This is a genomic window from Putridiphycobacter roseus, from assembly GCF_003234935.1.
In the GTDB taxonomy this organism is placed as follows: domain Bacteria; phylum Bacteroidota; class Bacteroidia; order Flavobacteriales_D; family Crocinitomicaceae; genus Putridiphycobacter; species Putridiphycobacter roseus.
This window is the reverse complement of record NZ_QKSB01000001.1, coordinates 723,966-750,627: the sequence shown is the minus strand read 5'-3', so window position 1 is coordinate 750,627 and position 26,662 is coordinate 723,966. Positions and strand designations below refer to the sequence as shown.

Annotated in this window: 22 protein-coding genes; 7 read left to right on the top strand and 15 right to left on the bottom strand. The window is 33.8% G+C overall.

Annotation, left to right across the window (positions count from 1 at the left end; translation table 11 throughout):
- Positions 1-2: 2 nt before the first annotated feature.
- The 3 genes from DNU06_RS03220 to DNU06_RS03210 are packed head-to-tail and all read left to right on the top strand — an operon-like array spanning position 3 to position 4,514.
- Positions 3-1,343 carry a cation:proton antiporter domain-containing protein gene (locus tag DNU06_RS03220; protein WP_111061756.1) on the top strand — a complete coding sequence of 447 codons (1,341 nt, stop codon included), beginning with the start codon at positions 3-5 and terminating at the stop codon, positions 1,341-1,343.
- Positions 1,344-1,378: 35 nt separating this feature from the next.
- A complete protein-coding gene (locus DNU06_RS03215; protein ID WP_111061755.1) occupies positions 1,379-2,881 on the top strand; it encodes a hypothetical protein in 1,503 nt (500 codons plus the stop codon).
- 1 nt (position 2,882) lies between these two features.
- A complete protein-coding gene (locus DNU06_RS03210; protein WP_111061754.1) occupies positions 2,883-4,514 on the top strand; it encodes a hypothetical protein in 1,632 nt (543 codons plus the stop codon).
- Between the two features lie 101 nt (positions 4,515-4,615).
- Here the strand turns inward: DNU06_RS03210 and DNU06_RS03205 are convergent, their stop codons facing one another.
- On the bottom strand, positions 4,616-6,220 hold the full coding sequence (locus DNU06_RS03205) for a T9SS type A sorting domain-containing protein (protein ID WP_111061753.1): 1,605 nt from the start codon (positions 6,218-6,220) through the stop codon (positions 4,616-4,618).
- 379 nt (positions 6,221-6,599) lie between these two features.
- Between DNU06_RS03205 and DNU06_RS03200 the strand changes: the two genes are divergently transcribed.
- The 4 genes from DNU06_RS03200 (at position 6,600) to DNU06_RS03185 (ending at position 10,248) form a co-directional block, all read left to right on the top strand.
- Positions 6,600-6,938, top strand: a complete 339-nt coding sequence (locus tag DNU06_RS03200) for a single-stranded DNA-binding protein (RefSeq protein ID WP_111061888.1) — start codon at positions 6,600-6,602, stop codon at positions 6,936-6,938.
- Between the two features lie 411 nt (positions 6,939-7,349).
- Positions 7,350-7,826, top strand: coding sequence for a T9SS type A sorting domain-containing protein (locus tag DNU06_RS03195; RefSeq protein ID WP_111061752.1), 477 nt, complete (start codon positions 7,350-7,352; stop codon positions 7,824-7,826).
- Positions 7,827-7,830: 4 nt separating this feature from the next.
- Positions 7,831-9,768 (top strand): hypothetical protein, encoded by a 1,938-nt coding sequence (locus tag DNU06_RS18145; RefSeq protein ID WP_111061751.1) that lies wholly within the window; start codon positions 7,831-7,833, stop codon positions 9,766-9,768.
- A 213-nt stretch (positions 9,769-9,981) separates the two neighbouring features.
- Positions 9,982-10,248 (top strand): hypothetical protein, encoded by a 267-nt coding sequence (locus tag DNU06_RS03185; RefSeq protein WP_111061750.1) that lies wholly within the window; start codon positions 9,982-9,984, stop codon positions 10,246-10,248.
- 322 nt (positions 10,249-10,570) lie between these two features.
- Here the strand turns inward: DNU06_RS03185 and DNU06_RS03180 are convergent, their stop codons facing one another.
- From DNU06_RS03180 to DNU06_RS03110, 14 genes are all read right to left on the bottom strand, one after another.
- Entirely contained in the window at positions 10,571-12,283 is a 1,713-nt protein-coding gene (locus DNU06_RS03180) for a porin family protein (RefSeq protein WP_111061749.1), read from the bottom strand.
- Complete coding sequence (locus DNU06_RS03175; protein ID WP_262510035.1) at positions 12,280-12,807, bottom strand: RNA polymerase sigma factor; 528 nt, start codon at positions 12,805-12,807, stop codon at positions 12,280-12,282. The genes DNU06_RS03180 and DNU06_RS03175 overlap by 4 nt, the downstream gene beginning before the upstream one ends.
- Before the next feature lie 53 nt (positions 12,808-12,860).
- A complete protein-coding gene (locus DNU06_RS03170) occupies positions 12,861-14,402 on the bottom strand; it encodes a T9SS type A sorting domain-containing protein (protein WP_111061747.1) in 1,542 nt (513 codons plus the stop codon).
- 224 nt (positions 14,403-14,626) lie between these two features.
- Positions 14,627-15,880 carry a T9SS type A sorting domain-containing protein gene (locus DNU06_RS03165; protein ID WP_111061746.1) on the bottom strand — a complete coding sequence of 418 codons (1,254 nt, stop codon included), beginning with the start codon at positions 15,878-15,880 and terminating at the stop codon, positions 14,627-14,629.
- A gap of 317 nt (positions 15,881-16,197) precedes the next feature.
- Positions 16,198-16,536, bottom strand: a complete 339-nt coding sequence (locus DNU06_RS03155; RefSeq protein ID WP_111061744.1) for a T9SS type B sorting domain-containing protein — start codon at positions 16,534-16,536, stop codon at positions 16,198-16,200.
- Between the two features lie 23 nt (positions 16,537-16,559).
- Positions 16,560-19,370, bottom strand: coding sequence for an alpha/beta hydrolase family protein (locus DNU06_RS03150; protein WP_111061743.1), 2,811 nt, complete (start codon positions 19,368-19,370; stop codon positions 16,560-16,562).
- A 9-nt stretch (positions 19,371-19,379) separates the two neighbouring features.
- Entirely contained in the window at positions 19,380-19,730 is a 351-nt protein-coding gene (locus DNU06_RS03145) for a hypothetical protein (RefSeq protein WP_111061742.1), read from the bottom strand.
- Positions 19,731-19,792: 62 nt separating this feature from the next.
- Positions 19,793-20,515, bottom strand: coding sequence for a tRNA pseudouridine(55) synthase TruB (gene truB / locus DNU06_RS03140; RefSeq protein WP_111061741.1), 723 nt, complete (start codon positions 20,513-20,515; stop codon positions 19,793-19,795).
- A 3-nt stretch (positions 20,516-20,518) separates the two neighbouring features.
- Entirely contained in the window at positions 20,519-21,310 is a 792-nt protein-coding gene (locus DNU06_RS03135; protein WP_111061740.1) for an undecaprenyl-diphosphate phosphatase, read from the bottom strand.
- A 5-nt stretch (positions 21,311-21,315) separates the two neighbouring features.
- Positions 21,316-21,549: a DUF3098 domain-containing protein gene (locus tag DNU06_RS03130; protein WP_111061739.1), complete on the bottom strand. Its 234-nt coding sequence runs from the start codon at positions 21,547-21,549 to the stop codon at positions 21,316-21,318.
- A gap of 10 nt (positions 21,550-21,559) precedes the next feature.
- The gene (locus DNU06_RS03125) at positions 21,560-22,444 is read right to left on the bottom strand and encodes a cell division protein FtsX (RefSeq protein ID WP_111061738.1); all 885 of its coding nucleotides are present in this window, start codon (positions 22,442-22,444) and stop codon (positions 21,560-21,562) included.
- 79 nt (positions 22,445-22,523) lie between these two features.
- Complete coding sequence (locus DNU06_RS03120) at positions 22,524-23,345, bottom strand: DUF4249 family protein (protein WP_111061737.1); 822 nt, start codon at positions 23,343-23,345, stop codon at positions 22,524-22,526.
- 4 nt (positions 23,346-23,349) lie between these two features.
- Positions 23,350-25,707: a TonB-dependent receptor gene (locus tag DNU06_RS03115; RefSeq protein WP_111061736.1), complete on the bottom strand. Its 2,358-nt coding sequence runs from the start codon at positions 25,705-25,707 to the stop codon at positions 23,350-23,352.
- 147 nt (positions 25,708-25,854) lie between these two features.
- A complete protein-coding gene (locus DNU06_RS03110) occupies positions 25,855-26,661 on the bottom strand; it encodes a M48 family metallopeptidase (protein ID WP_111061887.1) in 807 nt (268 codons plus the stop codon).
- Position 26,662: the final 1 nt, after the last annotated feature.

The window sequence follows — 26,662 nt, the reverse complement described above, 5'->3', positions numbered from 1 at the left end:
AAATGACAACGTATACTTTAATCATTGCAATTTCAAGCATTATAATCATTTCCTTTATTTTTAATATTGTTGCTAAACGAACAAACATTCCTTCTGTATTATTGTTGATTGGTTTAGGGGTTTGTATTAAAGAGTTTGGTGCAGATTACTTTGGTATTTCTATTGACTTTGATCCTGGCATCCTAGAAATAATTGGAAATGTTGGATTAGTGATGATTGTGCTGGAAGCAGCGTTGGACTTAGATTTGAAAAGAGAAAAAATGGGCATGATATGGCGTTCCTTTTTAGTCGCATTAATTGCTTTAGTTGGTTCCTCCTTTGCAATTGCTTATATAATTATATATATGATCCCTGGTTCCGCTTCGCTGTATCAAGCTTTAATATACGCTATTCCATTGTCCATCATGAGTTCTGCTATTATTATACCAAGTGTTGGAGGATTAAAAGGGTCTAAAAAAGAATTCATGGTTTATGAAAGTACTTTTTCGGATATCTTAGGAATTATGTTTTTTTACTTTATGCTCGAAGCCGAAGCAGGAGCTACAGCCGGTAAAATTGCAATAGATGTAGGGCTTAATATTGGCGTCACTATTTTAGTATCCATTGTATTGTCTTATATTTTAGTTTATATTTTTCAAAAACTTACTTCTCAAGTTAAACTGTTTTTAGTTATCTCCGTTTTAATGATGCTTTATGCACTTGGAAAGACTTTTCACCTTTCTTCTTTGTTGATTATTTTGACGTTTGGACTAATACTTAACAATACCCCAGTTTTCTTTCGTGGCAGATTGAGTAAAGTGGTGAATAGAGAAACGGTTAAGCCGATAATGCATGATTTTCATATTTTAACATTAGAATCAGCCTTTGTTATTCGAACGTTTTTCTTTGTGCTTTTCGGTATGTTTATCACTTTAAGCTCTATTGTTGATTGGCGTGTAGCGGTGATCAGTTTGGCAATTGTTGGTGCTTTGTATGTTGTGCGTTTTATTTTGCTAAAATTAATTGTTCAAAGAGATATTGTGCCTCAACTGTATATTGCACCAAGAGGATTAATTACCATTTTGCTATTTTTCGTAATTGATAGTCATGTGGGGGAAGATGGAATTAATCATTTAAGAATCGTAAATTTTGATACTGGTATCTTATTATTTGTCATTTTAATTACCAGTTTGGTAATGACTTTAGGACTGATTATTTATCGTGGAGATAATGTAAAGGATGTACTTTTAAATCAAATGCCAGGAATGAAAGTGGATAAAGATACTGACTTGTCGGAGCAAGAAGATGATTATGACGATATTATAAAGCATAATGTAGAAGAGCAGGATTTTAAAGGCTTTTGATTCCATTTTGTTAATTTTAGGCTACCTTAGTCTCCATGAAAAATATGCTACTTAAAAAGCAATTATTGCTTTTACTTTTAGCTTGTATAAGCTATTCCACTGTTTTTAGTCAAGTGCCGATCCACGAAAAATATCGACAGGATATTTTTAATGAGATTGGTAACAGCGATAATTTATTATATACTTTTAATGGTATTCCAAAAGAGTACAAAAAGCAAGATTTAACGCTTTATAATCCACATGCAAAAAAATTGTCGACTAATATTTTGGAGTCCAAAAGAGGATTGGAGTTAATTGATTGTATCTCATTGGGAAGTAATACACTTTTTTACTTCGATTTTATAGCTGAAAAAACGATATTATTGGTTGTTTATGATATCCTTGGAAATGAAGTGTCAAGAAAAATAATTGAATACCCAAAAATAGTGGAACAAGATATTGTTAAGTTAAGTGATAACAAATTTTGTTTGGTTACCGGTATAAAATTAAAAAAACCGGGATTACAAATAGAGTGTTTTGATGCTAGCTTATCTTCCCAATGGAAAGTGACTAAATCCTCTGAGGAAACTAAATATTATTACGATTTGGCTGCTGTGAGTAAAAATGGTAACCTAGCAATTTTGTATTCAGAAAAAATGAAACATAAGTTTTTGATGACCATTGATGCTGATGGAAATGAAATAGGTAATCAAGTTATTCAGGAAGAAGGAATCGATAGATTTAAACCATATCATTTGGGTTTTATTTCGAATGAAGAGGTAATGTTGGTCTCTGATATGGGAGCAACAACAGAGGACATGTTTAAAGCGTTGCCAACAGCTACAAATATCAAACGTTTTAACTTACAAGGGGAAGAAATTAAAACAAAAACTATTGTTTTCAACGAGGTCCAAGAAAATTTTGGAGATAGAAGAGTAGATGGTTCTTTATTTTGGGCCGTGAGTCCTTCTTTAAGAGCTGTTGGTATGGTTAACGTTAACGGTAAACTTCAATTGGTTTGTGAAAGTTATCAAATGACCAAAAGAACAGTGACCGAAGTTTCAACAACAGGAGGAGCACCAACGAAAGTAGGGATAGATATGCTTACGCTATTAGATCTTTATTTAATTGATTTGGAGGACATGTCTGTTACTAAAAGAATTTGGAAGCCAACAAGAACAGTTTCAATCAAGGGAGCTGGTAGTTATTTTAGTGTCCAAGAATTTTGTGCATTATTAGATGAGAATAATATGTTTGGGTTCCAATTTGCCCAAGATGAAGCTTTTTTTATTAGAAGTATCAGTCAAAATTATGAATATTTTAATCGCATTCCTTTCTCTGCAAACTATGAAGAAGTATTAAACAGAACCTATTGGGGAACGCCGGTAAATGACAATTACAGAAGTAATGGTAGTGAACAATTGTTTTATAAGCAAGGCGTCAGTGCACTTAGAGGCATCAATAAAAATGGGTTTTTAAAAACAACCGAAACAACGGTGCTTTACCACCTCCATCAACCAACTGGAGAATTACAATTTACAATCTTAAAGCAACAATAAAATGAAATTATATATCGCAATTATTACCCTATTTACTAGCTTGTTTTCATTTGGACAACAGCATGAGATTCCATATATCAACGCGCAACATATACGTGGGATATACAATACTGGGACAGAAGGATTATCGCTTTTGTTTCTAGAAAATAGAAACTATGATAAAAAAGACATTTATCAAATTTCCTTTTTAAATGAAAATAACGAAAAGTTAGCCTTTGAAATGGATGAGAAAAGTGTTTTGATGGAAGTGGCAACAAACAATGGACGGACATTTTTTGTTTTTAAAAATCCGGTATTGGATAATATTGAAATTGTAAAAATATCAAAAAGTCATGAAGTTTCTAGAGCTTTTGCACCGGAACCAGCTGAAAATGTAGTTTTTTCTGGATATTCTACAATGGAAACTAACCAAGCTGAAAATTTATTTATTTTTAGGGCTTATTCTGTTTGGGAATTAAATGAAAAGAAGGAACGCGTTACTATTGAGTATGGGACAGAAATATTATCCTATGCTAGTGATTTACAATTAATCGGTAGTTATAGGATGAAATATGATCCTAAAACAAGACCAACTATAACTGGTTTCACCCCCATAAAGGAAGGCTTTGTTTTATCCGTAGAAACAAAAGATTATAAGGAAAAACAATACGATTTAAATTTACAGATTTTCACGAATGAATTGGCCTTAAGAGGAACCTATGTGCTAACAAATGATGGGACCTATTTTCCAACAGAAATTATTTCAGATAATAACCAAATTATTATTGCTGGCTATAATTTGAAAGGTTCTATTTTCGATTCTAAAGATGTAGAAGGTTTATTTGTGACAAGTTTAAATATGGATGGTTCTGTTAAAAAAGCAAATAAATTTAGCTGGGTATTATTAAAAGAAAAATTAAAAGATAATGGCAGAGGTGATTTTATTTTTAGTGGAAAAATGGGAGTTTTAGTCGAGCAAATTATACCTAGTGAGAATGGGTATAAAATCATTTGTGAAAGTTATGCCAACAATTCTGGAAAAACTATAGCTGAAATTGCCTTGGGAGGTGCGGATGACAATCGAATGGTTGTGGTATATGATTTTGTTATCTTTAATACAGATGCCGCAGGAACGCTTGGAGAAGTAATTGTACTAGAAAAAGAACCAATGAATATACAAATTGGTGCAGGTAGAATGAGTAAGTCTTCAAGAATAGAATTCGCTTATTATTTAAAAAAGTACCAAGCTTTTCCTTTTAGAAGTGTAAAAGACAATGTTATCACTTTTGTTAATTATAAAAACCAAATTGGTTATTTATCCACTATGGATATGTTGTCTGGAACTGTTATTCAAGGGGATCCAATTTCTATTATTCCTGTAGTTGTGGAAGAAACAAATGAAGCAAGTGAGGAGTTTATTGCCAATAGTAGTGCTTTAAGTAAATTAGATGGTTTAAGTAATAAATTGGACAATACTTCAGGTAAACTAGATAAGTTAGGTAATAAATTGGAATATGGTATTGAAAAAGTAGACCTTGATTTTGACCCTTGGGGCAATAGAGATAATGGGATGTTTAGTTTTCAAAATGGTAGTCATTTGGGGTTTGTTGTCCACCCGAATAGACACAGCATATTTATTGCTCCTGTCAAATAAATATTAAATTATAAACCCCATTTTAGCTGCTAATCTTTAGACTAAAATGGGGTTTTTTTAAAAACTGAGGTCTCGTACCATTGCCTTTAAATAAAATATTATCATTGAATTACAATTTTTCGTGTTACTGTTTCAGTAGCAGTTTCGATAGTCAATAGAAAAATGCCTCCTTTTGTGATGGATCGAAATTTTCGCTCAAAAGTATTTTTACCAACTTTCAAATCGGTTAATACCTTTTCTTCTAATTTTTTTCCATCCAAAGTATATAAACTAAATTTAACTTCTGTTTGCTCAACAAGGTTAAAGTGCACGATAAAATCGCCCCTGTTTGGGTTGGGAAAAACTTCTAGATTAAGTGTTCCAATGCTTTGTTCATTCAAATTATCGATTTCTAAAGTGGAATCCGTTAAAACATAAACTTTAAATATTTGATCACTTGCACTACTTTCTGAACCAGTATTGATAAAGAATATATTCTTTTGAGTACTACTTATACCACCAAATATATAACCAACTAAAGTACTGTCTTGACTAAAGTCATCTAATTTAAATACTTCATTAGGATATTTAGATAAGGATTGTATTGGAATAAATTCTGAACCTGCGCCCAAATAATTTGGCATTTCAATGGGTAATTTATACTCTGCTAAAACACCATTTTGGTCTCTAGTGACTCGTGCAATAGTTTTTACAAATGGTACTTCATTATCTTGAACCAGCGTACCATTATTATCGTAATATTGTGCAATACCGCCAAAAAAAACGGTGTGCATGGCATTGTTACTCACTGAATATAATGGTAATACCGCACAGTGATAATGATTGTAATATTGTAAAAAATTATTATCTACAGCATGATTTATACTGTCTATGGTTACTGCGGTTAAAAATGGCAAGTTTACCGTGGGTTGAAACACCCCTGAAAAGGCAGTTATTCCTTCTTCACCAGAAGGCAAAATTTGATGTACCACATTTAAATCTCTACGGTGTAAATTTGCTGCATCCGTAATGGATGGAAGATGAGTTATGGTGAGATTAGTGCCGTCATCATCCATGTTGAATTTTCGTATGGTATTGGTGTAAACTTGCGTGTAAGTGGGATTGCCAATTGGGTTATAATCGCCATCAAATTGGTTACCTCCTACTAAATAATAGGTATTATTTATCTTCGATAAATGCCCTCCTGTAACGGCAAATTCAGAATCTGTAATTTGTCGAATTTCACTTGTGAATGGTGTGGAGTTGATTATGGCATGGATAACGTTAGGTACATGTATTGCAGTTAATTTATCAAATGTTTTTTTCTCTGTTGTTGCGGCATTGTAACCGTATCCACCAATGACATATAAATAGTCACCGTTTTGGTGAAACTCCATATTTGTCGCACTTAATTGTTCTTGTAAATCTGTACTTAAACTGCTTAAAGGAGCATTCCATGTTTGCTTAGCAACAGGATCAACGACTATAATTTGGTTATTGTTTCCAGCTACATCAAATGCCGCCCAAGGTTGTCTGCGGTGCAAACCATCTAGACGGCCGCCTACAATTAACCATTTACCATCATGTTGTCCATAAGCAAAAGCTTGAAGTCCGCCTAATCCATTAATGGTCATTGGTTCTATGTGGATATGAAATGGGGTAGTTTGACCAATTAAATGATTGCTTGTTATTAATATTACTAATATGGATAATAATTTATTTTTCATATACCTAGTTATCGATTTACTTAAAGTTAAGCTTTATACTTTAATAGTTTGTGCTATTTGTTACACTTGCTATTGCTATTGGAAAAATGGCACATTACTTTTACCAGTGAGCAAATGACGCCTTGTTCTTGTCGTTTATTCTTTTTAGGACGTAGCAATAAATATTTTTATTGAACTGATAATTAGTGAAAAAAATATTTATAAACGTTTACAAACGACTAAAATTCGTTTACAAATGTTTAATGTACGGTTCCTATTTTTATTTCTCCCTTACTTTGCATTGTCGAACAATTAATGCATGCTAAAATGTTCGGACAGCTATAACAAATACAAACAAGTAGCGCTTTTAAAATTACTGCGTTACACAAAACAAAACATCATGAACAATTTAAGAAACAAAGTACAACTGATCGGAAATTTAGGAATGTCACCAGAAGTAATCACCTTCGATAATGGCAACAAATTGGCAAAATTTACCATTGCCACTAATGAAACTTACAAGAATGCAAAGGGTGAAAAGATAACAGACACACAATGGCACAATGTAGTGGCTTGGGGAAAGACTGCAGACATTGTTGAGCAGTATGTAGTGAAAGGACAAGAAATAGCCTTAGAAGGGAAAATTATCAATCGCAATTACGAAAATAAGGAAGGCGAAAAAAGATACACTACCGAGGTTCAAATTAGTGAATTGTTATTATTAGGAAGCAAAAAGTAATTCCTCTAAAAGGGAAATTTGGCATGAAGAAAAAACGCTCAAACAATTAATGTTTGGGCGTTTTTTATGCCAGTCATTTGCTCACTCAAAATTAAATTTCTCAGATATATCTATACAAAAACTTGTCTATTTTTGACTTTGATTTCCTTCATTTCTATCTGAAATAATGACGTTTCCTTAGTTTTTGAGCAAAATAACCTCGAAAATATGCAAGAAGGTGCTGTAAAATCGATTTAGAATGCTATCAGCCATAAAATATACTAACTAGATGATAAATAGATGTTAACGTACTAAATTTCATTCGTTCGGGTGAAGGTTTTCACTACTTGTTTTTAGTGTTTTCACCTGAAAGGGTTAAAGTTAATCCTTCTCAGAGCTGTAAGTTTGGTCAAATTCATTTAAACATTTAAAATGGTAAAAAAGTTAGTTTTAATAACAGCATTAAGCTCGCGGATTGCATTCTGTCAATCAAACACGGTAGCATGTGGTGGAGAGGCGAGTGGAAGCGGCGGAACGGTGTCGTATTCAGTTGGTCAAATAGATTATATGACAGTCGATAATAATTCAGAGGTAATAACCCAAGGGGTGCAACAACCTGCTGAAATTTTTGACATTGATGTCAATAGTGCGGATTCCTATCAAACAAGCATCAATGCGGTAGTATTCCCAAACCCTTCAAGCAAATTGATTCATTTAAAAATATCAGACTATGATATAGATGGTCTTTATTATCGCCTGTATAATTTTCAGGGAAAAATTGTGCTTGAAGCCAAATTAAATACGGACCAAACAAGCATTAATCTAGAAAACTTATCAGCTGGAAGCTATTATCTAAATATTCAAAAAGAAGGCCAAATTTTAAAGAACTTCAAATTAATAAAACACTAAAACTATGAAAAAAATTATTTTATCAATTAGCTTGATGCTGATGTCTCTCATGATGTTCGCACAAGCACCAGAAAAAATATCGTATCAATTTGTGATTCGAGATGCTAGTAATAATTTAATTACGAATAGTAATATTGGATTAAAAATTAGTGTTTTGCAAGGTTCAATTACTGGAACGCCAGTTTATGTTGAAACCCAAATACCCAATTCGAATACGAATGGATTAGTAAGTATAGAGGTTGGAGCAGGGAACGTAATTACTGGAAATTTTTCGGTAATAGATTGGGGAAATGGCCCATATTTTATTAAAACAGAAACGGACCCTACAGGAGGGAGCACGTATACAATTTCAGGCACAAGTCAGCTGATGAGTGTGCCCTATGCATTGTATGCAAAGACTTCAGGAAGTGGTGCTTTACCCGGGCCAACTGGCCCGCAAGGCCCTGCAGGTCCAACAGGATTAACAGGTCCTCAAGGTCCTGCTGGTGCTGATGGAATTGATGGCGCTCAAGGTGTAGCAGGTCCAACTGGTCCTCAAGGTCCTGCTGGACCAACAGGTCCAACAGGTTCACAAGGCGTTGCAGGTCCTGCTGGATCACCTGGTTTAACGGGCGCTCAAGGTCCTACTGGATTAACAGGCGCAACCGGATCAACTGGTCCACAAGGCCCAATTGGTTTAACCGGGGCAACCGGAGTTGCTGGCCCAACAGGTCCTGCAGGCCCTCAAGGTGCAGATGGTGGAGACGACCAAAACATAACTTCTGCCGTACTAACTGGTAATAGCCTACAAATTAATATTGAAAACGGAAATCCAGCTACGGTTGACCTTTCGCCCTTGGCTTCTAGCTCTGTTTTTGAAGAAAGTGGAGGGGTAATTAGACCAAGCACATCTAATATAAGTAAAGATTTTGTTGTGGGATCTTATCAGTTAGATCACATAAGTAGTAATAGTAATCGGGAAAGAATGTTTTTTGATGAAAGTAAAGGGGCGTTTAGAGCGGGGTATGTCCAAAATAAGAATTGGGATGAGGATAGCATAGGTATTTCTTCGTTTGCAGGAGGAAGAAACTCACTCGCTATTGGTGCTCAGTCTACTGCTTTTGGAAATAACAGTGCAGCAAGAGGGGACGACTCATTTGTTATGGGAACTAGCTGTATATCCTACGCTGCCAGTTCCCTTGCTGCAGGTTCTGGATCAACTGCAAATGGCTGGGCTGGTGCGGCTATTGGACGTAGAGCAAGTAACTACGGACCTGGAGAAGTAAGTGTTGGTTTACATAATACTAGCTTTACACCTGCAGGTGGATACAATGTTACAGATAGAGTTTTTACAGTGGGAATAAGGTATTCTGCTTCTCCGACTCAAGCGGGGAAAGATGGACTTATTGTTCAGAGGAATGGTAATGTGTTTATAGGTTCCGACTGGAGTAACACGGACGGAACAGGAACAAGGACAACAACCGGGTTTGGAATATTATATTTAAACCGTGGGAATAGTGTTGGGTCTTTAACTGGTACTAATAAAACTGCTATTTGGAACAGCGCCGGTGAAATAAAAGTGAAAGACGAATCAAATAATGTAACAACCATATCGCCCCATAATTTTAGTGCCATTCCAAACGGACCAAGTGAAAATTTAGCATGGGCTTTTTACAGTGAGCGTAACGACACCATAATTAATGTTGACATGACAAAACTAGCAAGAACTGTTGAGCAGTTAAGCGGTGAAAACTTAGTATACATTAAAAATAAAAACACTGGTGAAGTTGAAGTGAAAAATTTAGATGCGGCTGAGTCTGTAAATGGCTTAAAGAGCATAATTGAGGCACAAGAAGAATTGCTACTAGAGGTTCAAATTGAAAATGAAGAATTAAAATCTAAACTAGAAATGCAACAAAATCAAATTGATATGATTTTAAAGAAACTCGCTGATAAAAAATAATTTCAAATCTGTAATTTGTATACTATAAAGTTATTAAAATGGCTCTAATACGTCTCGCTTTTTTTTGATGTAAGTTATATATTTATGACCTATTGAAAATAGGTCATATGTAGATATACACCTTGTTTTGGGAAAACCAAAATGAGGTGTTTTTTTCTTTCTACTTAACTTATATAGTTAAACCATATCTTTTTCTTATAATAATAGGAGACAATGAAAGAGATGTGGGAAAAACGTTACGGAGCAAAACCATTTGCTTATGGCACTGAATCAAATGCTTTTTTTAAAGAAAAACTTGCACAGTATCATCTGCATGGCAAGCTATTAATGCCTGCTGAAGGAGAAGGTCGAAATGCCGTGTATGCAGCTACTCAAAATTTAGAGGTTTTTGCTTTTGATATCAGTGAAGAGGGGGCAAAAAAAAGATACACTACCGAGGTTCAAATTAGTGAATTGTTATTATTAGGAAGCAAAAAGTAATTCCTCTAAAAGGGAAATTTGGCATGAAGAAAAAAGGGTCAGCAGAATTTGTTGCCCCTTTTTATTTTAACATGCAAATAAATGATTTATTTATCTGAGCAAGTAAAGAGAACAGCGAAGAAAAATAGTTCCTGTACAGGTAGCTTCGTGTATTCCCGCTTAATGGAAAATAAGTTGATGGCATAATACTTATTCGGCTATAGATATTTTGGATAACCTAAAATTTGTTCTTGAAATTAATATGCAAGGCTTAGCATTAAATGTACAAAGCAAACTATTCACTTTTTTTTAATTATAAGTCTATAATTTAATGTCTTTTATCTTAAAAGTGAAAAACAAGACCTGTTCTAAACTGATAGCCATTGTACCTTTTTTCAACATTTGGTGTTAGACTGAAATTGGTTAAATTAAATCGATAAGCACCGTAGAGTTTAAAGTCGAGTGGACCAATTAAATTATAGTTTACGCCTAGACCGACTGAACTGCTAAAAATCATTTTTCTGGTAGTATAATTCACTATTTCGTTTGTGTTATAATCCACAACAAGTCCGCTATTGTTTGTCAATAAGCCAGCCGTAAGCCCCAGGTTGGTATATGCGTTAAATTTTTTCTTGTTCAAAAATATCAATTGCACATTAATAGGTATTTGAATGTAGGAGCTTGATACAGTTCCATTCGCTACTTGTTTAGAGTCATCTACAACCGAGTCTTTGCTTGTTTTAGCTACCGTTAAAAAGTTAGGAATTAATACCGAATCTGCAATGGTACTGTCCTTATACATGAAACTAATATCTTCAATTACATAAGTGGTGTCAATAGTGATAAAAGTTTCTGTACCGTAGGAATTGACTTCTTGATATTTTTTAAAACCGATTCCTGTTCCAACAACCAGCCATGGTGTTAAATGTCTATTGATTTCAAAATCAAACCCCCAAGTATTATCAATTAATTCCTCTGTTTTCTTTTGTTCAAAGTTTTGTAATTCGCTGCTTGTGGTTAATTGCTTACTTAATAAGTCTGGTCCTAAAGTAAGACCAATCATCCATAATTTTGGTTTTTTGTAATCGTCTCCTTCAATTTTAATATCAGCCGCTATTGCTATCACTGAGTCAGTGTTTTGTTCCTCGATTTCAGCGGGGTATGTAGAGTCTAATGCTGCTGGCGCTATTGCTTGGGTTTCCCATAATATGGAAGTATCTGCAGCTGTTTTAATTTCTGGATTAGTTGCGAATTGTTCGGCTGTTTCTATTGGTGTTTCTGCCTTTTCGCTATCGTACTCAACTACATTTGGTACAGGATTCGAATCTTGATACTGCTGTTCTGTTTTACTTGGGCTAGATGTTGAATCTACTGTGCTAGGCGCATCAGGTAAATTCTGAAGCGCTGGGTTAAAAGTATTGTCAACAACAGGGTCAACTTCTACGTTGTCTTTTTGAGTAATCAATTGATCTTCTGAGTCAAGTGTTTTCTTTTTTGAAGCTATTTGATCAGATTTTGAATTGTGGTTCAACATTGGTTTAACTGCAATTTTCCCTGATGATTTAGGCTGAGGATTGAGTTGTTTTTTGTTTTTTATGGCCTTGTTTTTCGCCTTACTTACCTGCTTATTAGCTGCTGGATTTAGGGTGTTATTATTTGATTTTTCTACTGGTGGTATTGCCTTGTCTAAGTTTGTAATGGCAGTTTTTTCGAAAGTTAAATCTGATGTATGGTCATTTGGGATTGGTGTTGAAGCGTTACTTTTTTTGAAGGCATGGTCATTTAAAGATTTTTCAATTAATACTGTATTATTAGTCTCTTGAGTGGTAATGGTAGGTGAATGTTCAACCTTCGTGTCACTTAACCAAAAAACTGGAAAAATAATCACTGGAATTAAAAGTAATGTAAACCACCATTTTTTACGCGTTACTGCTGCCTTTTCAGCATTGTAAGCATCTAATTGTGTACTCATGTTATCGAGCCATTCTTGCTTAATATCAAAAGACTCAACTTGGGAGTTATTTATAAAATTCGCTATGTCGTCCTCTTCTTTCAATTGGCAATCTTTGTTTTTCTTAATTGTCTTCGGGCAGATTTTACATGCCATTTCGAAGTCTCTAAGCTGATGTTTAATTTATCAGCAATTTCTTTATGTGAATATCCTTCTCTATAATGAAGATTCAATACTAGTTTTGTCTTAGGAGGAAGTTGACTTAGTATGTCTTCAATAAATTCCTGCTCTATCAATTGTTCTATTTCATTTTCTACACCAATTTCTTCATAGGCGTTATCTTCTAATCTAATGTTGATTTCTTTTTTTTCTTTTCTAAAGTGATCAATAATACAGTTTACAGCTATTTTTCGCATCCAAGGATCTAATGGTTTATCAATATCTATTTTATCAATATTGGTTATTATTTTTAAAAATGCTTCATTTACAAATATGGCTGCATCATCCTTATTATTTGTGTATCTAACGCATATAGACATAAGTGTGTTAAAACACTGCCTATAAAATAGTAGTTGTGCTTTTTTGTCTAACTTTTTAAGACGTTTTAATAATTTTGGATCAAGTATCACTATATATTACATAAGACGATTGTTTAATTACTATCGTCTCATCACATGAAAGTTTATTTTATTATTATTTTTTGATTATATATTTCATCATCAAATAACATCTTAATTAAGTAAGTACCAGTCTCAATATTTTCAGTATTTATAGTCATTTTATGAGCAGACCCATTATTGGAGTTATTTTCGAAAACTACTTTTCCCGTTAAATCATACATGGTCACGCTATTTAATGCCTTGTTTCCTGTGTTGTATTCAATATGGATAAAATCACTTGCAGGGTTTGGATAAATACTGACAGCTGAAGAAAAATTCGTTTTTTCTACTGCTAAGACCTCCGTACCTATATACAATGTAAAACCTTCACTTTCTAACAAGCCCGAAGCGTCAACACTAATGGTATCACAATGCGAGCTAATACATCCTAAGCCATCATTAATGGTTAAACATAGTGCGTATGGTCCGTTTAAAGGGTAATTGTGCGTTAATGCTGTGCCAACACCGTTCGGACTGCCATCACCAAAATACCAAGTATAAGTTAAATTAGCAGGGTTGGATGCAGTTGAGCCATCAGTTACCTGTACTGATCCAGCTATAGTCCCCCCATTTGGTCCAGTCGCTTGTGCAACTGTAAAGTATGCTTGACAAGTAGTAGGCACTGTAACTGGACAGTAATCAAAAGTAGTGAAATTAACTAAGGTGTCATTAGTGGTATAGTCAAATGGTTTTGTTTCAAAAATGGAATCCGCATTGCAATCTTGTACTTGCATATAAACTGTGCCTTGAGTGGTTGAAGGATAGAATATATGTGAATAGTCGCCATTGGCATCTGTAACAACAGTAACACTTGTTGTATTTCCGCCATCCATAAGTTCAAGCGATACATTGATTCCTGCCGAGGCTGTATTTGTTAATTGTCCAGATGCATATATTGCCATTACTGGCGGTGTTATAGCAGGACAATAGTCGGCTGTTGTAAAAGTAACAAGACTGTCATTTACGTTTAAATCATATGCTTTAGTTTCATAAATGGAATCTGCATTGCAATCTAACACTTGCATATAAACGGTACCTTGACTTGTTGTAGTGGTGGAAAATGTTTGCGCATAGTCGCCATTGGTATTTGTTATAGCGGTAGCGTTCATTGTATTTCCATTAACATCAACAAGAGAAAGCAAAACGCTGATTGCTACTGAGTTGGTGTTAGTTAGGTTTCCTGAAGCATATACATTACTCGTCGCTGGAGGATTGGTAGTAGGACAATAGTCAAATGTAGTAAAGTTAACTAAAGTATCTCCTGTAGATACATTGTATGCTTTTGTTTCGAAAATGGTGTCATTGTTACAATCATGAACGATTAATTCAACAGTTCCTGCACTTGTTAATGTGCCGGGAAAGGTGTGAGAATAATATCCATTAATATCAGTATTTGCGGAAGAGCTAGTTGCAAATGTACCATCATAAAAGTTGAGGGTTACTACATTAAATGGTGCCGTGCTAACATTGAGTAATTGTCCTGATACAATTATATCTGTTTGTGCGTAAGCTAATTGAAATACCCCAATCAGAGCAAAAGTTAAAAAGAGTTTTATTGTTTTCATAGCGTTAATTTTTTGCTGTTTTAGTTAACACGTAATAAATTGAATAAAGGGGTGGGTGTTAAAGTAAAATATTTTAAATTAATTTTTAAATATAGGTCAATTTAATGATATTTAGTGAATTAAGCAAAGAGAAATAATTAAAAATTTTTATAAAAAAACGCCCAGATAATAAATATCTAGGCGTTGTGATTTTATTCAAAATAAATGTCCCAAAAACGTAAGGGTTATTTTATAATCACTTTTTGATGGTATAATTCATTGTTAAATTGCATTTGAATTAAGTAAGTTCCTGGTGCAATTCCTTCGGTACTAATAGTTGTTTTGTTATTGGAAGCGTTATTATTGTTTTCTTCAAACACTACTTTTCCTGATAAATCAATCATTGTAATTTTGTTTAGAGTTTGCGCACCTGTATTGAATTCAATATTAATGAAATTCACAGCTGGGTTTGGATAGATATTTACAGCTGAAGAAAAATCAGTTTTCTCAACTTCTAAAGTCACCTCTACACCTATGTTTAGGGTAAAACCTTCCGCTTCTATCATCCCTAAAGAATCAACGCTAATTGTATCACAATATGATGCTGTACAGCCAAAACCATCAGCAATAGTTAAACATAAAACATATGGTCCATTTCCACTGTAAGCATGAGTAAGTGTTGAACCTGTTCCTGTAGTACCGTCACCAAAATTCCAAGTGTAAGTTAAATTACCAGTTCCTGTTGTTGCGGAACTATCAGTTACAATTAATTGATTTCCAATTGCTACTCCGTTAGCATCTAATGCTTGATCAACCGTAAAATAAGCATAACAATTTGTTGGAGGTATTACTACTGGACAGTAGTCAGCCGTAGTAAAAATAACTATACTATCATTCACGTTTAAATCATATGCTTTTGTTTCAAAAATAGAATCAGAATTACAATCTTGCACTTGCATGTATACGGTACCTTGACTTGTTAATGATGTAACAAAGGTATGTGAGTAGTCACCGTTTGCATTTGTTACAGCGGTAGCATTCATTGTATTTCCATTAACATCCAAAAGAACAAGTGAAACATTGATTCCTGCAGAGTTTGTATTGATTAAATTTCCAGAAGCATAAACGTTTGCTGTTGTTGGTGGAGGTGTTACACTTGGACAATAATCATAAGTTGCAAAATTTACTAAAGTATCACCTAAGGAAACATTGTATGCTTGTGTATCAAGAATTGAGTCATTGTTACAATCATGAACAATTAATTCTACTGTTCCAACACTCGACGCTGTACCAGGAAATATGTGAGAATAGTATCCATTAACATCTGTAGTAACAGTAGTGCTAGTTGCAAATGTACCATCATAAAAGTTGAGGTTTACATTAATTGCAGCTGAGTTAGTGTTGAGTAAAGATCCTGTAACCAATACATCTGTTTGTGCACTTGCCATTTGGAATATTCCAAGCAGTGCAAAAGTTAAAAAGAGTTTAATTGTTTTCATAATATTAATTTTTATTGTTTGAGTTAACACGTGAAAAATCAACCTTAGGGGTGGGTGTTAAAAAATTTTTTTTTTAATTTCTACTTAAAAAAAATATAAAACATGTCAAATCAACACTTAATAGTTTTAAGTAAACGAAGTTGTGGTGGTGATTATGCGATACTATCTATACAAATGCCAATGGAAAAAATGTTTGGTCCATTAAAATGCTTGAAGATTGTACAATATTTCCGTCATTTTTGTTTCCGGAAGGGGTTGGGAAAAAAGAGTGCTTGTTATAAAGCAATAGGGGATTGGCGTATTAAATGAATATTATATCACTTAAGTAATTGAACATTGCCACTCACTACTTCCTTGGAACCGTCCGGTAGTGTCAATTCAATAACTACAAAATATACACCATCTACACAAGGTACACCAGCATGTGTATGCCCATCCCAATTTCCTTTAAGACCAAAGTAACGATAAACTAGACTACCATGTCTGTTATAAACCTGACAGGTAAGTGCTTCGTAACCGGTTGCATCCACTTCAAAAACATCATTTACGCCATCATAGTTTGGCGTAAAAACATTAGGAATAACAACCGTACTCTGACCAAAGCCAAAGCTTGTAGTAAAAAGCAAGCCAATAAATACAATGGTTCTCCAATTCATAATTCTCTATAAAGTTAGTAAAATTAATCCAATTCCAATTTTTCTAATTCTAAATTAGATGGATTACCTTTTTCTAATGCTGGAACGCCATTTTTCATCCATAAAGGCATAGCTTCACCTTTTAAATAGAAATCAAAAAATTGCATCATTCTTTTACTCAGGTCTTCTCGGTTTGCATTTTGCATCAAATTGTGTCCATCTCCATTATAATTCAGTAGCCAAACTGGTTTTTCTAATCTTCTTAAGCCCATAAACATTTCTATTCCTTGGTACCAAGGAACTGCTCCATCTTTATCGTTGTGCATAATTAACAAAGGGGTATGTACATTTGGTAATCCAAAAATTGGTGAGTTTTCAATGTATAATTCAGGGCACTCCCAAATGGTACAGCCAATTCTACTTTGTGTTCTTTCGTATTGAAATGCTCTACTCATTCCAGACCCCCAACGTATTCCGCCATATGCAGAAAACATGTTACTTACGGGTGCTCCAGCCATGCCACAAGCATATTTGTCTGTCATAGTAACCAATTGTGCTGTTTGATAACCACCCCAACTTTGCCCTTGTAATCCTAATTTATTCGTGTCAATCCAACTGTATTTATCGGTTAAATAATCGGTTCCGCTTAAAATACAATCATAAGCCGATTTGGCTGGGTGACCTGGTGTATATAAAATGTTTGGAATAAAAACTAAATACCCATTACTTGCATATTCGGTCGGGTGAACTATGGATGCAGTTGGTCGAGGGGCATAATAATTATGTAAACGGTCGTCATACTTCTCATAGAAATAAACAATCATTGGATAGTTTTTAGTGGAATCAAAGTCTTCTGGTTTATATAATAAGCCATCTAATTCTAGTCCTTTATAACTTTTCCATTGTACTTGTTCTACTGTTGCCCAATTATAATTTTGCTGTTGTGGATTGGTGTGCGATAATTGTTTCGAATCCTTAAAGGATAAATCTGTTACAAAAAGATCGGGATATTGAGAGACAGTCATTTTACGATAAAATACCTTATCCGATTTTTTTGCCTTTACCACATAGTAAAATTTGTGTGGTCCATTTAAATACTTATTACCTTGAATGGCATGATTAATATTGGTTACAAATTCATCTTTACTTTCCTTGTCCACTCCTTTTATAAATGCTCTGGTCAAATCTATGTAAGCAGAATCACGGTCCCAACTTGATATGGAGTATTTGATTTGTTCTTGCTTGCCTTTGTTTCCTGTAATGCAAACTGCTTTTAAATGATTACTCGGATCAACCAACCATAAATCATTTTCACTTTCAATAATTATTTGTTCCTTTCCGTCTTTTAACACCCAGCCACTATTGCCTTCTGGATAAGGGTTAAATGGTGACCCATTGTTGTCAGAATAAAAAATATCATCTAATTTATTTGTTAATGGTTTTACTGTTTGGGTTCTAGTATCTGTGCTATACCAAACGGAATCGTTCCCATTATACCAAACTAGATAGTCGGATTTAGGAGAAAGGCTTGGGTAGTAACCTTGGTTGTTCAGCATTAAATTACAGTCACCATTGTCAAGATTCAGTAAAAAATAATCAGAAGGCCAAGGGAATTCCCAAGAGTTTGCTAAACGTTGACTTTCGTCATTTCTCACCAAGGCAAAGGAAGCATTTGCTTTTGTATTGATATTAATTTGATCATATTCACTTTCTGTTAGGTGAATTATTTTTTTTGTATCGAGGTTAATTTTTGTCAAGAAAGCACTATTCTTCGAATATCGTAATTCTTTTAATTGTTGTGGTTGTACCTTTTTATCTGTCCAAGACCATACATCTACTTTCGCTTTTTCATTGCTCAATAGGGTGTCCTCTTCTTCTTGTTCAATTTGGATATTTGTTCCAAAATAAATAGTTCTACCATTATTTGAAAAGTAAGGCGTTTGGTTTGCTGAAACCGACCACCCAGCATTCATGCCTGGAAATAAAGTGTCTGCAATTACTGTTGTCGTTGTGTCTCCCAATTTAAAATAACGCAATTGAAACGTTTTAATTTTATTTGTGTCAATGGTGTTTAAAAACACCATTTGTGTTCCCGCTTCATCAAAAGTTAAATCTTTAATCTCCAATTGATTTTTAAGTAAGGTGTCATATTTGGTATTTTGAAGGTTTAAACTCATTATGGTTAAACTATCTGATTTTCCTTTTTGACTAATGGAATAGATTAGAAAGTTACCAGATTTATTGAATTTGTAGTCCATTACTTTATCAATAACTATTTCTGATGAAGTTAACGGGTTTAATAGGTGCAAAGTGGAACCTGCTGTTTTTTCCTTCTCGCACTTTCTTCTCTTTTTAATGATTTGCCACTTTTTATACGTAGGACAATCTGCTCTTTCATCCGTTTCACTTAAATACGCCATCCAATCACCTTCTGCTGCTAAGCGGTAAGATTTTACTTTGGGTATAGTCATTAATGAATCTTTACCTATCCAAAAAATACCTAAAGTATCTTTTGGCATTTTCTCTTTTTTTGTTTTTTCTAATTTTAATGTACGAAGGGTGTCGTAACCCGGAGTGATATTAAAAACCACATATTTATTTAAGTAATGTATTTTTGCATTTTTACCTTTGAGTATAGAATCTTTTTCAAGGGTTTCTGTCGATTGGATAAATAAATACCCATCTCCTTTTGCAGGATTTATTTCGTAGGTGATTAATTGCCCGTCTGGACTCCAATGCTCATTTTTAATCGATTTCCACAAATCGTATGTCTCTTGGTTGATTATTTTTTTATCGGTTTGTGCCTGCAAATTTAATCCAATAAAAAGGATCATACCTATAGTGAATATCTTCATAAATATATTTTAGTCTTCTAATTTAACTATTTGTACTTGATTGTCAAAATATGGTTTGTAGGCCATATCGTAGACCATCTTGTAACTTTCTCCATTCGGACTAACATGCACGTGTGTATGGTATTTGTCATCAAACCCGTGGGCAAGTAATATATCTTTTTGAATGGGTGCGCTTCTATAAATTGCAAAAACTTTCTGTAAAGTCGTCCAGTTTTTATGCAGGGAGCGATTAATTTTATTGACTTGTTGTTCTTTGTGTTTGTTTTCTTCGTTGTGGTGTTGATTTTTACATTTCATTCCACAAAATTTTTGGTTGGATCGACCTTCAAATTCTTTCTGACAGACTTGACAAATTTTCATAACATAAAAAGTTTTTAAAACGATTTAACACAAATATAAAAACTTAATGCTTTAGTTAATAATTAATTGATATTTTCTTCAACTTCACATTGTTCAATATGAGTTAACCAAGCATCAATATCCATGGCATTTTTGACATCAAATTCACCAATTTTTTCTCTTCTTAAACTCGAAAGGTATCCGCCTGTTTCAAGTGCTTTACCAAAATCATATGCAATCGAACGGATGTAAGTTCCCTTGGAGCAAGTGATGATAAAGTAAACGGTATTGTTTTCAATTTTAGTGATTTCAAACTTTGAGATGGTGATTCTTTTTGGTTTTAAAATAACTTCTTCCCCTTTTCTTGCCAAGTCGTAGGCCTTTTCTCCATTGATTTTTTTTGCTGAAAAAATTGGTGGCATTTGGTCTTGTTCTCCAACAAAACGATTTGCCATTGCTATAATTTTTTCTGAAGTCAAGTGTTCCGTAGGAAAAGTAGCGTCTATTTCAGTCTCCAAGTCGTAAGATGGGCGAGTAGCACCTAATGTGATAGAACCTGAATAGGTTTTCTCCATGCCCATAAAGGATTCAATTTCTTTGGTTTTTTTGCCAGTGCATAATATTAATAAACCAGTTGCTAAAGGATCAAGTGTTCCCGCATGACCGACTTTAATTTTTTTCACATTAATTTTATTACGAATTTTCCAACGTAATTTATTGACAACTTGAAATGAAGTCCAAGTTAATGGTTTGTCAACAAGTAGTAATTCTCCTGCTTTAAAATCGAATTTTTTTTGATCACTCATTTATTAAAGTAAAGTGTAAACAATGGCTACCGTTCCAATGACAAAACAGTAAATTGAAAAGTAAGAAAGTTTAGATTTTTTCACCAATTTAATCATCCATGTACAAGCGACTAGTCCGGTTAAAAATGCTGCAATAAAACCAATACTTAGGTTAGTATAATTTAAAGAAGTGGTTACAAATTCATCACTCATTAAATCTTTGGCAATTTTCCCAAAAATTAAAGGTACTACCATTAAAAATGAAAACCTGGCCGACTTTTCTCGATCGATACCAAGTAACACGGAGGTTGAAATGGTAGACCCGGAACGAGAAAGACCCGGTAATATGGCAATGGCTTGTGAAATACCAATAATTAATGCACTTGAAAAACTAACATTTTTATCGGTGTGTTTTGCACGATCTGCCATTAAAAGTAAAACACCAGTAAGTATAAGCATTACCCCTACTAATAGAATTTTACCTGAAAAAAAGGTCTCTAATTCTTCGTTAAATAATATCCCAACAATAGCTGCAGGAAGCATAGAAATAATGATTTTCAGGGAGAATTTAAGCTCTTCGTTCCATTTGAAGGCAAAAAGTCCCTTAATAATTTGGGTGATTTCTTTTCGGAAAATCACTACGGTACTTAATGCGGTTGCGAAATGCAAAACTACCGTCATCATCATACTTTCTTTGGGCAATGATTCGTCGCCCATGATAAATTTGGCTAATTCTAAATGGCCACTGCTACTAACAGGCAAAAACTCTGTTAATCCTTGGATAATTCCAAGGATAATCGCTTCAATAATTGACATGAAAATTATTTATTTTTCTTCTTTTTCATGATGCCATACAATACGCCTACATAACCTAAAATTACTAGGAAAGGTGCAACTGTAATTCTAATTGGACTGAAAAGTTCTTCTTCATTAAACACGGTTGGGTCTTCAGATCCTCCACCCATCATTAATAAGAAACCTAATAATGTGATACAAAACCCAATGATGATGTATAATTTATTGTCTTTACCAAATACAAAATTCTCTTTTTCCATTCTTTTATTTTTATCCGTATAAGTTGTCTAAAGACAACCTTAAATATTTTCTTAGCGCGATACTAGTTGAAACTACTGTTATCAACATCCCTAATGCAATAATTCCTCCCAAAACTATAAAAAATAAGTTGATATCTGTCAAATAAATGACATTTGGGATAAATTGTTCTAATAACATTAAGAATCCAAATACCATTCCACCTGCAATAATACCGGAGAGTAGCCCTTGCCAAACTGCTTGCCAAATAAATGGTCTTCTAATAAAGCGAGGGGTAGCACCTACCAATTGCATGGTTTTAATGATAAACCTTTTTGAGTAAAGGGCAAGTCGAATGGTATTATTAATTAAGGCAATGGCAACAACAAGTAAAAGGGCGGCGACAAATAAAATAAAATACACAAATTTCTTTAAGCCACCATTGATATCAGTAAATGCGGCTGCTCGATAAGAAACTTCTTTTATTTGACCTGGGTATTTTTGGAGTAAAATTTGTTCAATATGGAGCATACTATCTAGTACTACATATTCTTTTTTTAAGTTAATGATTATAGATTGATTAAGTGGGTTTTCATTCCCAATAATATTTAAGGCAGTGTCACCAACTATGGTTTTTGTAATTTCCCATGCTTCATCTGCAGAACGGTAAAAAGCTTTTTGAATATATGGTTGTGCCATTAATTCTGCTTCAATTTGCTTTAATTCTAATTCATTAACGTTGTTGTTGAAAAATAAATCCACCTCTAGCTCTTCCACCTTCTGGTCCTTTAAGGCATTAACTCCCAAGACCAACCAAGCACTAATTCCTAGAACAGCTAATACCAGTACAATACCAATAATGGTAGAAGCGTAGGCGGTTTTTAAGCCGTTTTTTTGTTTTTGGATTGATTTAGCCATGGTTAACGTGCACTAAAGTAAAAATAAAAAATGGTTTGATTTTAAATTGTGATAAAATCTAAGTTGCTTTTAAGATTTTTTAGAATACAACAAATGAGGTTGTGTCCATTAAATAGGCACCAAAATAACCTAAAGCATTATTGGTCAAATTGGAAACAGGGTTAGACGGTGTAGCCGCAAAAGGCCCCGTACCAGTATTATTCACTAAAGAATAGAAATAATCATAATTGGCATTATCCATGGTTAACAGTTCTACATGAACTACATCTGCAGAATCTACATCTGCCCCAAATAATACACCACCAAATTGTTCTCCAGAACCAATTAAGTCATTGGTGATGTAATAATTGTTATCTTTTTCGCCATTTATATAGGCAATAATTCGATAATTATCTCCAGTAGGTATTGGGTCAGAAAATAAGTATAGAATTAAACGAGTACTAGGATCAAAAAATTCTAAACCTTGGGTTAATGTATCTGGTAATAGACTAATTGGTGCCCCCATAATTAAATCAAGAGAAGGCGTAAATGAACTCGTTGCAGTGCCAGTAATTTCCTCTCCATCTGCATTTATTTTTAGGTCGTACGTCATGTTGTTTTCTACTTTAAAACTTGGAAAAAGATATAAACCTTTTTCTGTAGAGTCTTCTAGAAAAACTGAATTAATACCATTTTGATCGGTAATGATTACAGAAGCACCCGATATTTTTTCAAAATTATTATTGGTATAAACTGTACTTGATTTGGTTAGTTTGACATAGCTTCTACCTTCAATATTAGAAGTAAATGCTTCTACAACTATTTTTTGAGCTGCGTCGTTTAATGGAATATCTATGACTTCTTCACAGCTTATTTGTAAAAAGGCAGTGATGATTAGTAAGAATGTAAATACTTTTTTCATTTTTTTAAAAATTAAAATTGTAAGTTATAGATGGTATAATTTTAAACAAAGCTAATTTTGTTGCTTCTGTTAGTCCCGTTTCCGCATTGGTTCCAAAAGTAATCGAGTAAGCATTTTCTCTACCATAAACGTTATATACGGAAAAATTCCAATTCGACTGAAATTTCTTTTTAACGGTAACGCTTTTATTATCTATGTCTTTTACTATTTTGGTCTTTTTATTATATAAGGTAATCCCCAAGTCCATTCTGTGGTAGTTTGGCATCCTGTAACCATTTCTTTCTGTATATTGGTTAATGACTTGACCATCTATTTCATATTTTCCACTTGGAAAAGTAACCGCATTACCCGTATAGTATACCCAAGAACCAGAAAAGTTTAGCCTTTCATTTAGATTATACATTAAAACTACTGATATATCATGTGTCCGGTCTTGTTTAGCTGAAAACCAATCTCCATTGTTAATGCCTTCAATTTGATTTTCCGTTTTAGATAGGGTATAACTTACCCATCCTGTAAATTTACCTGTTTTCTTTTTTAAGAGTAGCTCTAGACCATATGCCCTTCCAATTCCAAATAATAATTCTGCCTCTACATTTGGGTTTAAAGTTACCTCTGCACCATCTCTATAATCAATCACATTTTGGAACGATTTGTAATAGGTTTCAGCAGAAAATTCAATGGTGTTTTTTCTAAAGTTTCTAAAATAGCCTAAGGATACTTGATCCGCTACTTGTGGTTTTATAATGTTACTTGAAGGCAACCAAATGTCAGTAGGTGTTGCACTGGTTGAGTTGGATATTAAATGCATATATTGGTAAGTACGAGAATATCCTGCTTTTAATGAACTTTTTTCATTTAGTATAAGGTTCACACCAAAACGAGGCGACAAACCGTTATATGCTACTACTTTTTCATTGGTTTGATAGGTAGTTGTTTCCGTAACATTTCCTTCCTCGTCGAAAGCATAAGTTTCACCAGGTCCAATTTGAGTGAAATTAGAATAGCGCAATCCATAAGTTAAATTAAGTCTCTTTCCAATTTTGTGATCATCTGAAACGTATAGTGCAGATTCAACACTATGTTTTACTGGAATGTCATCAATTGTAAATCCTAAATCTTCTCCTATATTAATATCTCCAGGTTCAAAAGTGTGGTGAATGATATTGGCGCCAAACTTTAAAGTGTGGTTTGAATTTAAATAATAATCGAAGTCTTTTTTAAAATTAAAATCTTGTATTTGAGAACCTAATTCAATTTTCCCATTACCTTCTCCAATGCCAATCACGTAATTGTATTTACTAAAAATAAAGGTTGCATTGCCAAATAGTTTCGGACTGTAAATGTGATTCCAACGCACAGTTGAAGTTAAATTCCCCCAGTCGAAAGAAAGTTGTTCCCCAAATTTGAATTGATCTCTACCTAAATAACCAGAAATAAAAATTCTATCTTTATTCGAGATTCTATAATTAGCTTTTGCATTTAAATCATAAAAGAATAGTCCAGCACCGTCTAACCTGTCGTTGTTTGAAAACCTTAAAAATTGGTCGACATAGGTTCTTCTTCCAGAAATAATAAAGGAACCTTTGTCTTTTACAATCGGCGCTTCTAAGGTAAGTCTGCTTGATATTAATCCAATACCGCCACTTGCTGCTAATTTTTTAGAATTACCCTCTTTCATTTTAATGTCCATTACAGAAGAAAGTCTACCACCAAATTCTGCGGGAGCTGCGCCCTTGTATAATTTTACATCTTTTAAAGCATCTGAATTAAAGACGGAGAAAAAACCAAGTAAGTGGGAAGCATTGTAAACAGGTGCTTCATCTAATAGAATTAAGTTTTGGTCTGAGCCACCCCCTCTAACATAAAAACCAGAATTTCCTTCACCTGCTGATTTAACGCCTGGTAATAATTGCATGGTTTTTAAAATATCTTTTTCTCCAAATAAAACAGGAATACTTTCAATATCCTTCACGTTAATTTTATCGACACCCATTTCTGTTGTCTTTAAATTTTCCCCTAATTTTTCTGCTGTAACTTCTACGGTGTTTAGCATTTCCGCAGATACACCTAATTCTAAATCTTTTCTTATGTTCTGGTTTAGTTCAACTTTTATGGTGGTAGTTTTGTAACCAATAAAGCGATAGTTGACTGTGTATTTCCCCTCTGGAAGGGTCAAGGAATAGAAACCGTAAACATTAGTAATGGCACCTTTCCCTTCCATTTCTTTAATGGTGATTTGTGCTCCAATGATATCCTCCCCTGTTTCGCTGTCTTTAATGTTGCCACTAATCGTATAATTATTTTGACTAAAAAGGTGGAGGCTTAATAATAATGTAAAAGCAAGTAAGGTAATTTTCATTTTTATTTTTTCTTAATGCAAAAGTAATATTTATATATCGGAATAATGTAAATTTTTATGCAAGACGTTTTTAAGACCTTAAAAGTTACAGCAAAAAAAAGCCTTTTAATTTAAAAATTAAAAGGCTTTTTTAGTGTTTTGTTTTAGTTAGAATAATTTTTTAAAATTAGCATAACGTGTTCTATTGTCTTTGCCAGGTGCACAACCTTCTTCTGTTGCCCATTTATGGTAATTTTCTACTCTGTTTGCTGGACTTGGGTGTGTGCTTAAAAATTCAGGTGTTCCACTTCCTCCAGCTGCTTCAATTTTTTCAAAAAATCCAGCACCACCATCTGCATCATAATCCGTTCCGCATAAATAATGTACCGACATTTGGTCTGCTTCTGTTTCGTGTGAACGGCTAAATTTTAATCCAATAATACCCGTTGTGATTTGCTTTAATGCTTCGTAATTTCCTAAGGTAGCATCAATTAGTATTTGTAACCCGTAAGATTTCGTCATTTGTCTAGTAGAATGTCTTAAGTCGGCATGCGCCATTTCATGACCCATAACTCCTGCTAATTCATCTTCTGTATCTAAGTACTTAATGATACCTGTATACACATAGATATATCCACCCGGCGTGCAAAAAGCGTTTAAAGTGGAGTCGTCTTCAATAATTCTCAATTGCCATTTAAAATCATTCGCATATTTTACTTTTCCTGTCGCAAGAATACGGTCTCTTAAATTATATAAGAAGGCATAAGCTGCTACATTTCTAGCGGAATCTAAAATAGGATATTCTGATTTTAAGGAGTCGATTTGGTGAGACACTTGTAAGCCTAAGGCTTTGTCTTGTTCAATGGAGAATAGATTGAATCCACCATTTGGTAATTTGTCAGTTTTTCCGTCTTTAGCAGTTCCACAGCTGGCTAACAACAGAAGGGAAAACGTAAAAATCATTATTTTTTTCATA

Bases quoted from the DNA above. Each gene is read 5' to 3' on its own strand.
- DNU06_RS03220 (WP_111061756.1), top strand. From the start codon at position 3: ATGACAACGTATACTTTAATCATTGCAATTTCAAGCATTATAATCATT.
- DNU06_RS03215 (WP_111061755.1), top strand. From the start codon at position 1,379: ATGAAAAATATGCTACTTAAAAAGCAATTATTGCTTTTACTTTTAGCT.
- DNU06_RS03210 (WP_111061754.1), top strand. From the start codon at position 2,883: ATGAAATTATATATCGCAATTATTACCCTATTTACTAGCTTGTTTTCA.
- DNU06_RS03205 (WP_111061753.1), bottom strand. From the start codon at position 6,220: ATGAAAAATAAATTATTATCCATATTAGTAATATTAATAACAAGCAAT.
- DNU06_RS03200 (WP_111061888.1), top strand. From the start codon at position 6,600: ATGAACAATTTAAGAAACAAAGTACAACTGATCGGAAATTTAGGAATG.
- DNU06_RS03195 (WP_111061752.1), top strand. From the start codon at position 7,350: ATGGTAAAAAAGTTAGTTTTAATAACAGCATTAAGCTCGCGGATTGCA.
- DNU06_RS18145 (WP_111061751.1), top strand. From the start codon at position 7,831: ATGAAAAAAATTATTTTATCAATTAGCTTGATGCTGATGTCTCTCATG.
- DNU06_RS03185 (WP_111061750.1), top strand. From the start codon at position 9,982: ATGAAAGAGATGTGGGAAAAACGTTACGGAGCAAAACCATTTGCTTAT.
- DNU06_RS03170 (WP_111061747.1), bottom strand. From the start codon at position 14,402: ATGAAAACAATAAAACTCTTTTTAACTTTTGCTCTGATTGGGGTATTT.
- DNU06_RS03165 (WP_111061746.1), bottom strand. From the start codon at position 15,880: ATGAAAACAATTAAACTCTTTTTAACTTTTGCACTGCTTGGAATATTC.
- DNU06_RS03155 (WP_111061744.1), bottom strand. From the start codon at position 16,536: ATGAATTGGAGAACCATTGTATTTATTGGCTTGCTTTTTACTACAAGC.
- DNU06_RS03150 (WP_111061743.1), bottom strand. From the start codon at position 19,370: ATGAAGATATTCACTATAGGTATGATCCTTTTTATTGGATTAAATTTG.
- DNU06_RS03145 (WP_111061742.1), bottom strand. From the start codon at position 19,730: ATGAAAATTTGTCAAGTCTGTCAGAAAGAATTTGAAGGTCGATCCAAC.
- truB (WP_111061741.1), bottom strand. From the start codon at position 20,515: ATGAGTGATCAAAAAAAATTCGATTTTAAAGCAGGAGAATTACTACTT.
- DNU06_RS03135 (WP_111061740.1), bottom strand. From the start codon at position 21,310: ATGTCAATTATTGAAGCGATTATCCTTGGAATTATCCAAGGATTAACA.
- DNU06_RS03130 (WP_111061739.1), bottom strand. From the start codon at position 21,549: ATGGAAAAAGAGAATTTTGTATTTGGTAAAGACAATAAATTATACATC.
- DNU06_RS03125 (WP_111061738.1), bottom strand. From the start codon at position 22,444: ATGGCTAAATCAATCCAAAAACAAAAAAACGGCTTAAAAACCGCCTAC.
- DNU06_RS03120 (WP_111061737.1), bottom strand. From the start codon at position 23,345: ATGAAAAAAGTATTTACATTCTTACTAATCATCACTGCCTTTTTACAA.
- DNU06_RS03115 (WP_111061736.1), bottom strand. From the start codon at position 25,707: ATGAAAATTACCTTACTTGCTTTTACATTATTATTAAGCCTCCACCTT.
- DNU06_RS03110 (WP_111061887.1), bottom strand. From the start codon at position 26,661: ATGAAAAAAATAATGATTTTTACGTTTTCCCTTCTGTTGTTAGCCAGC.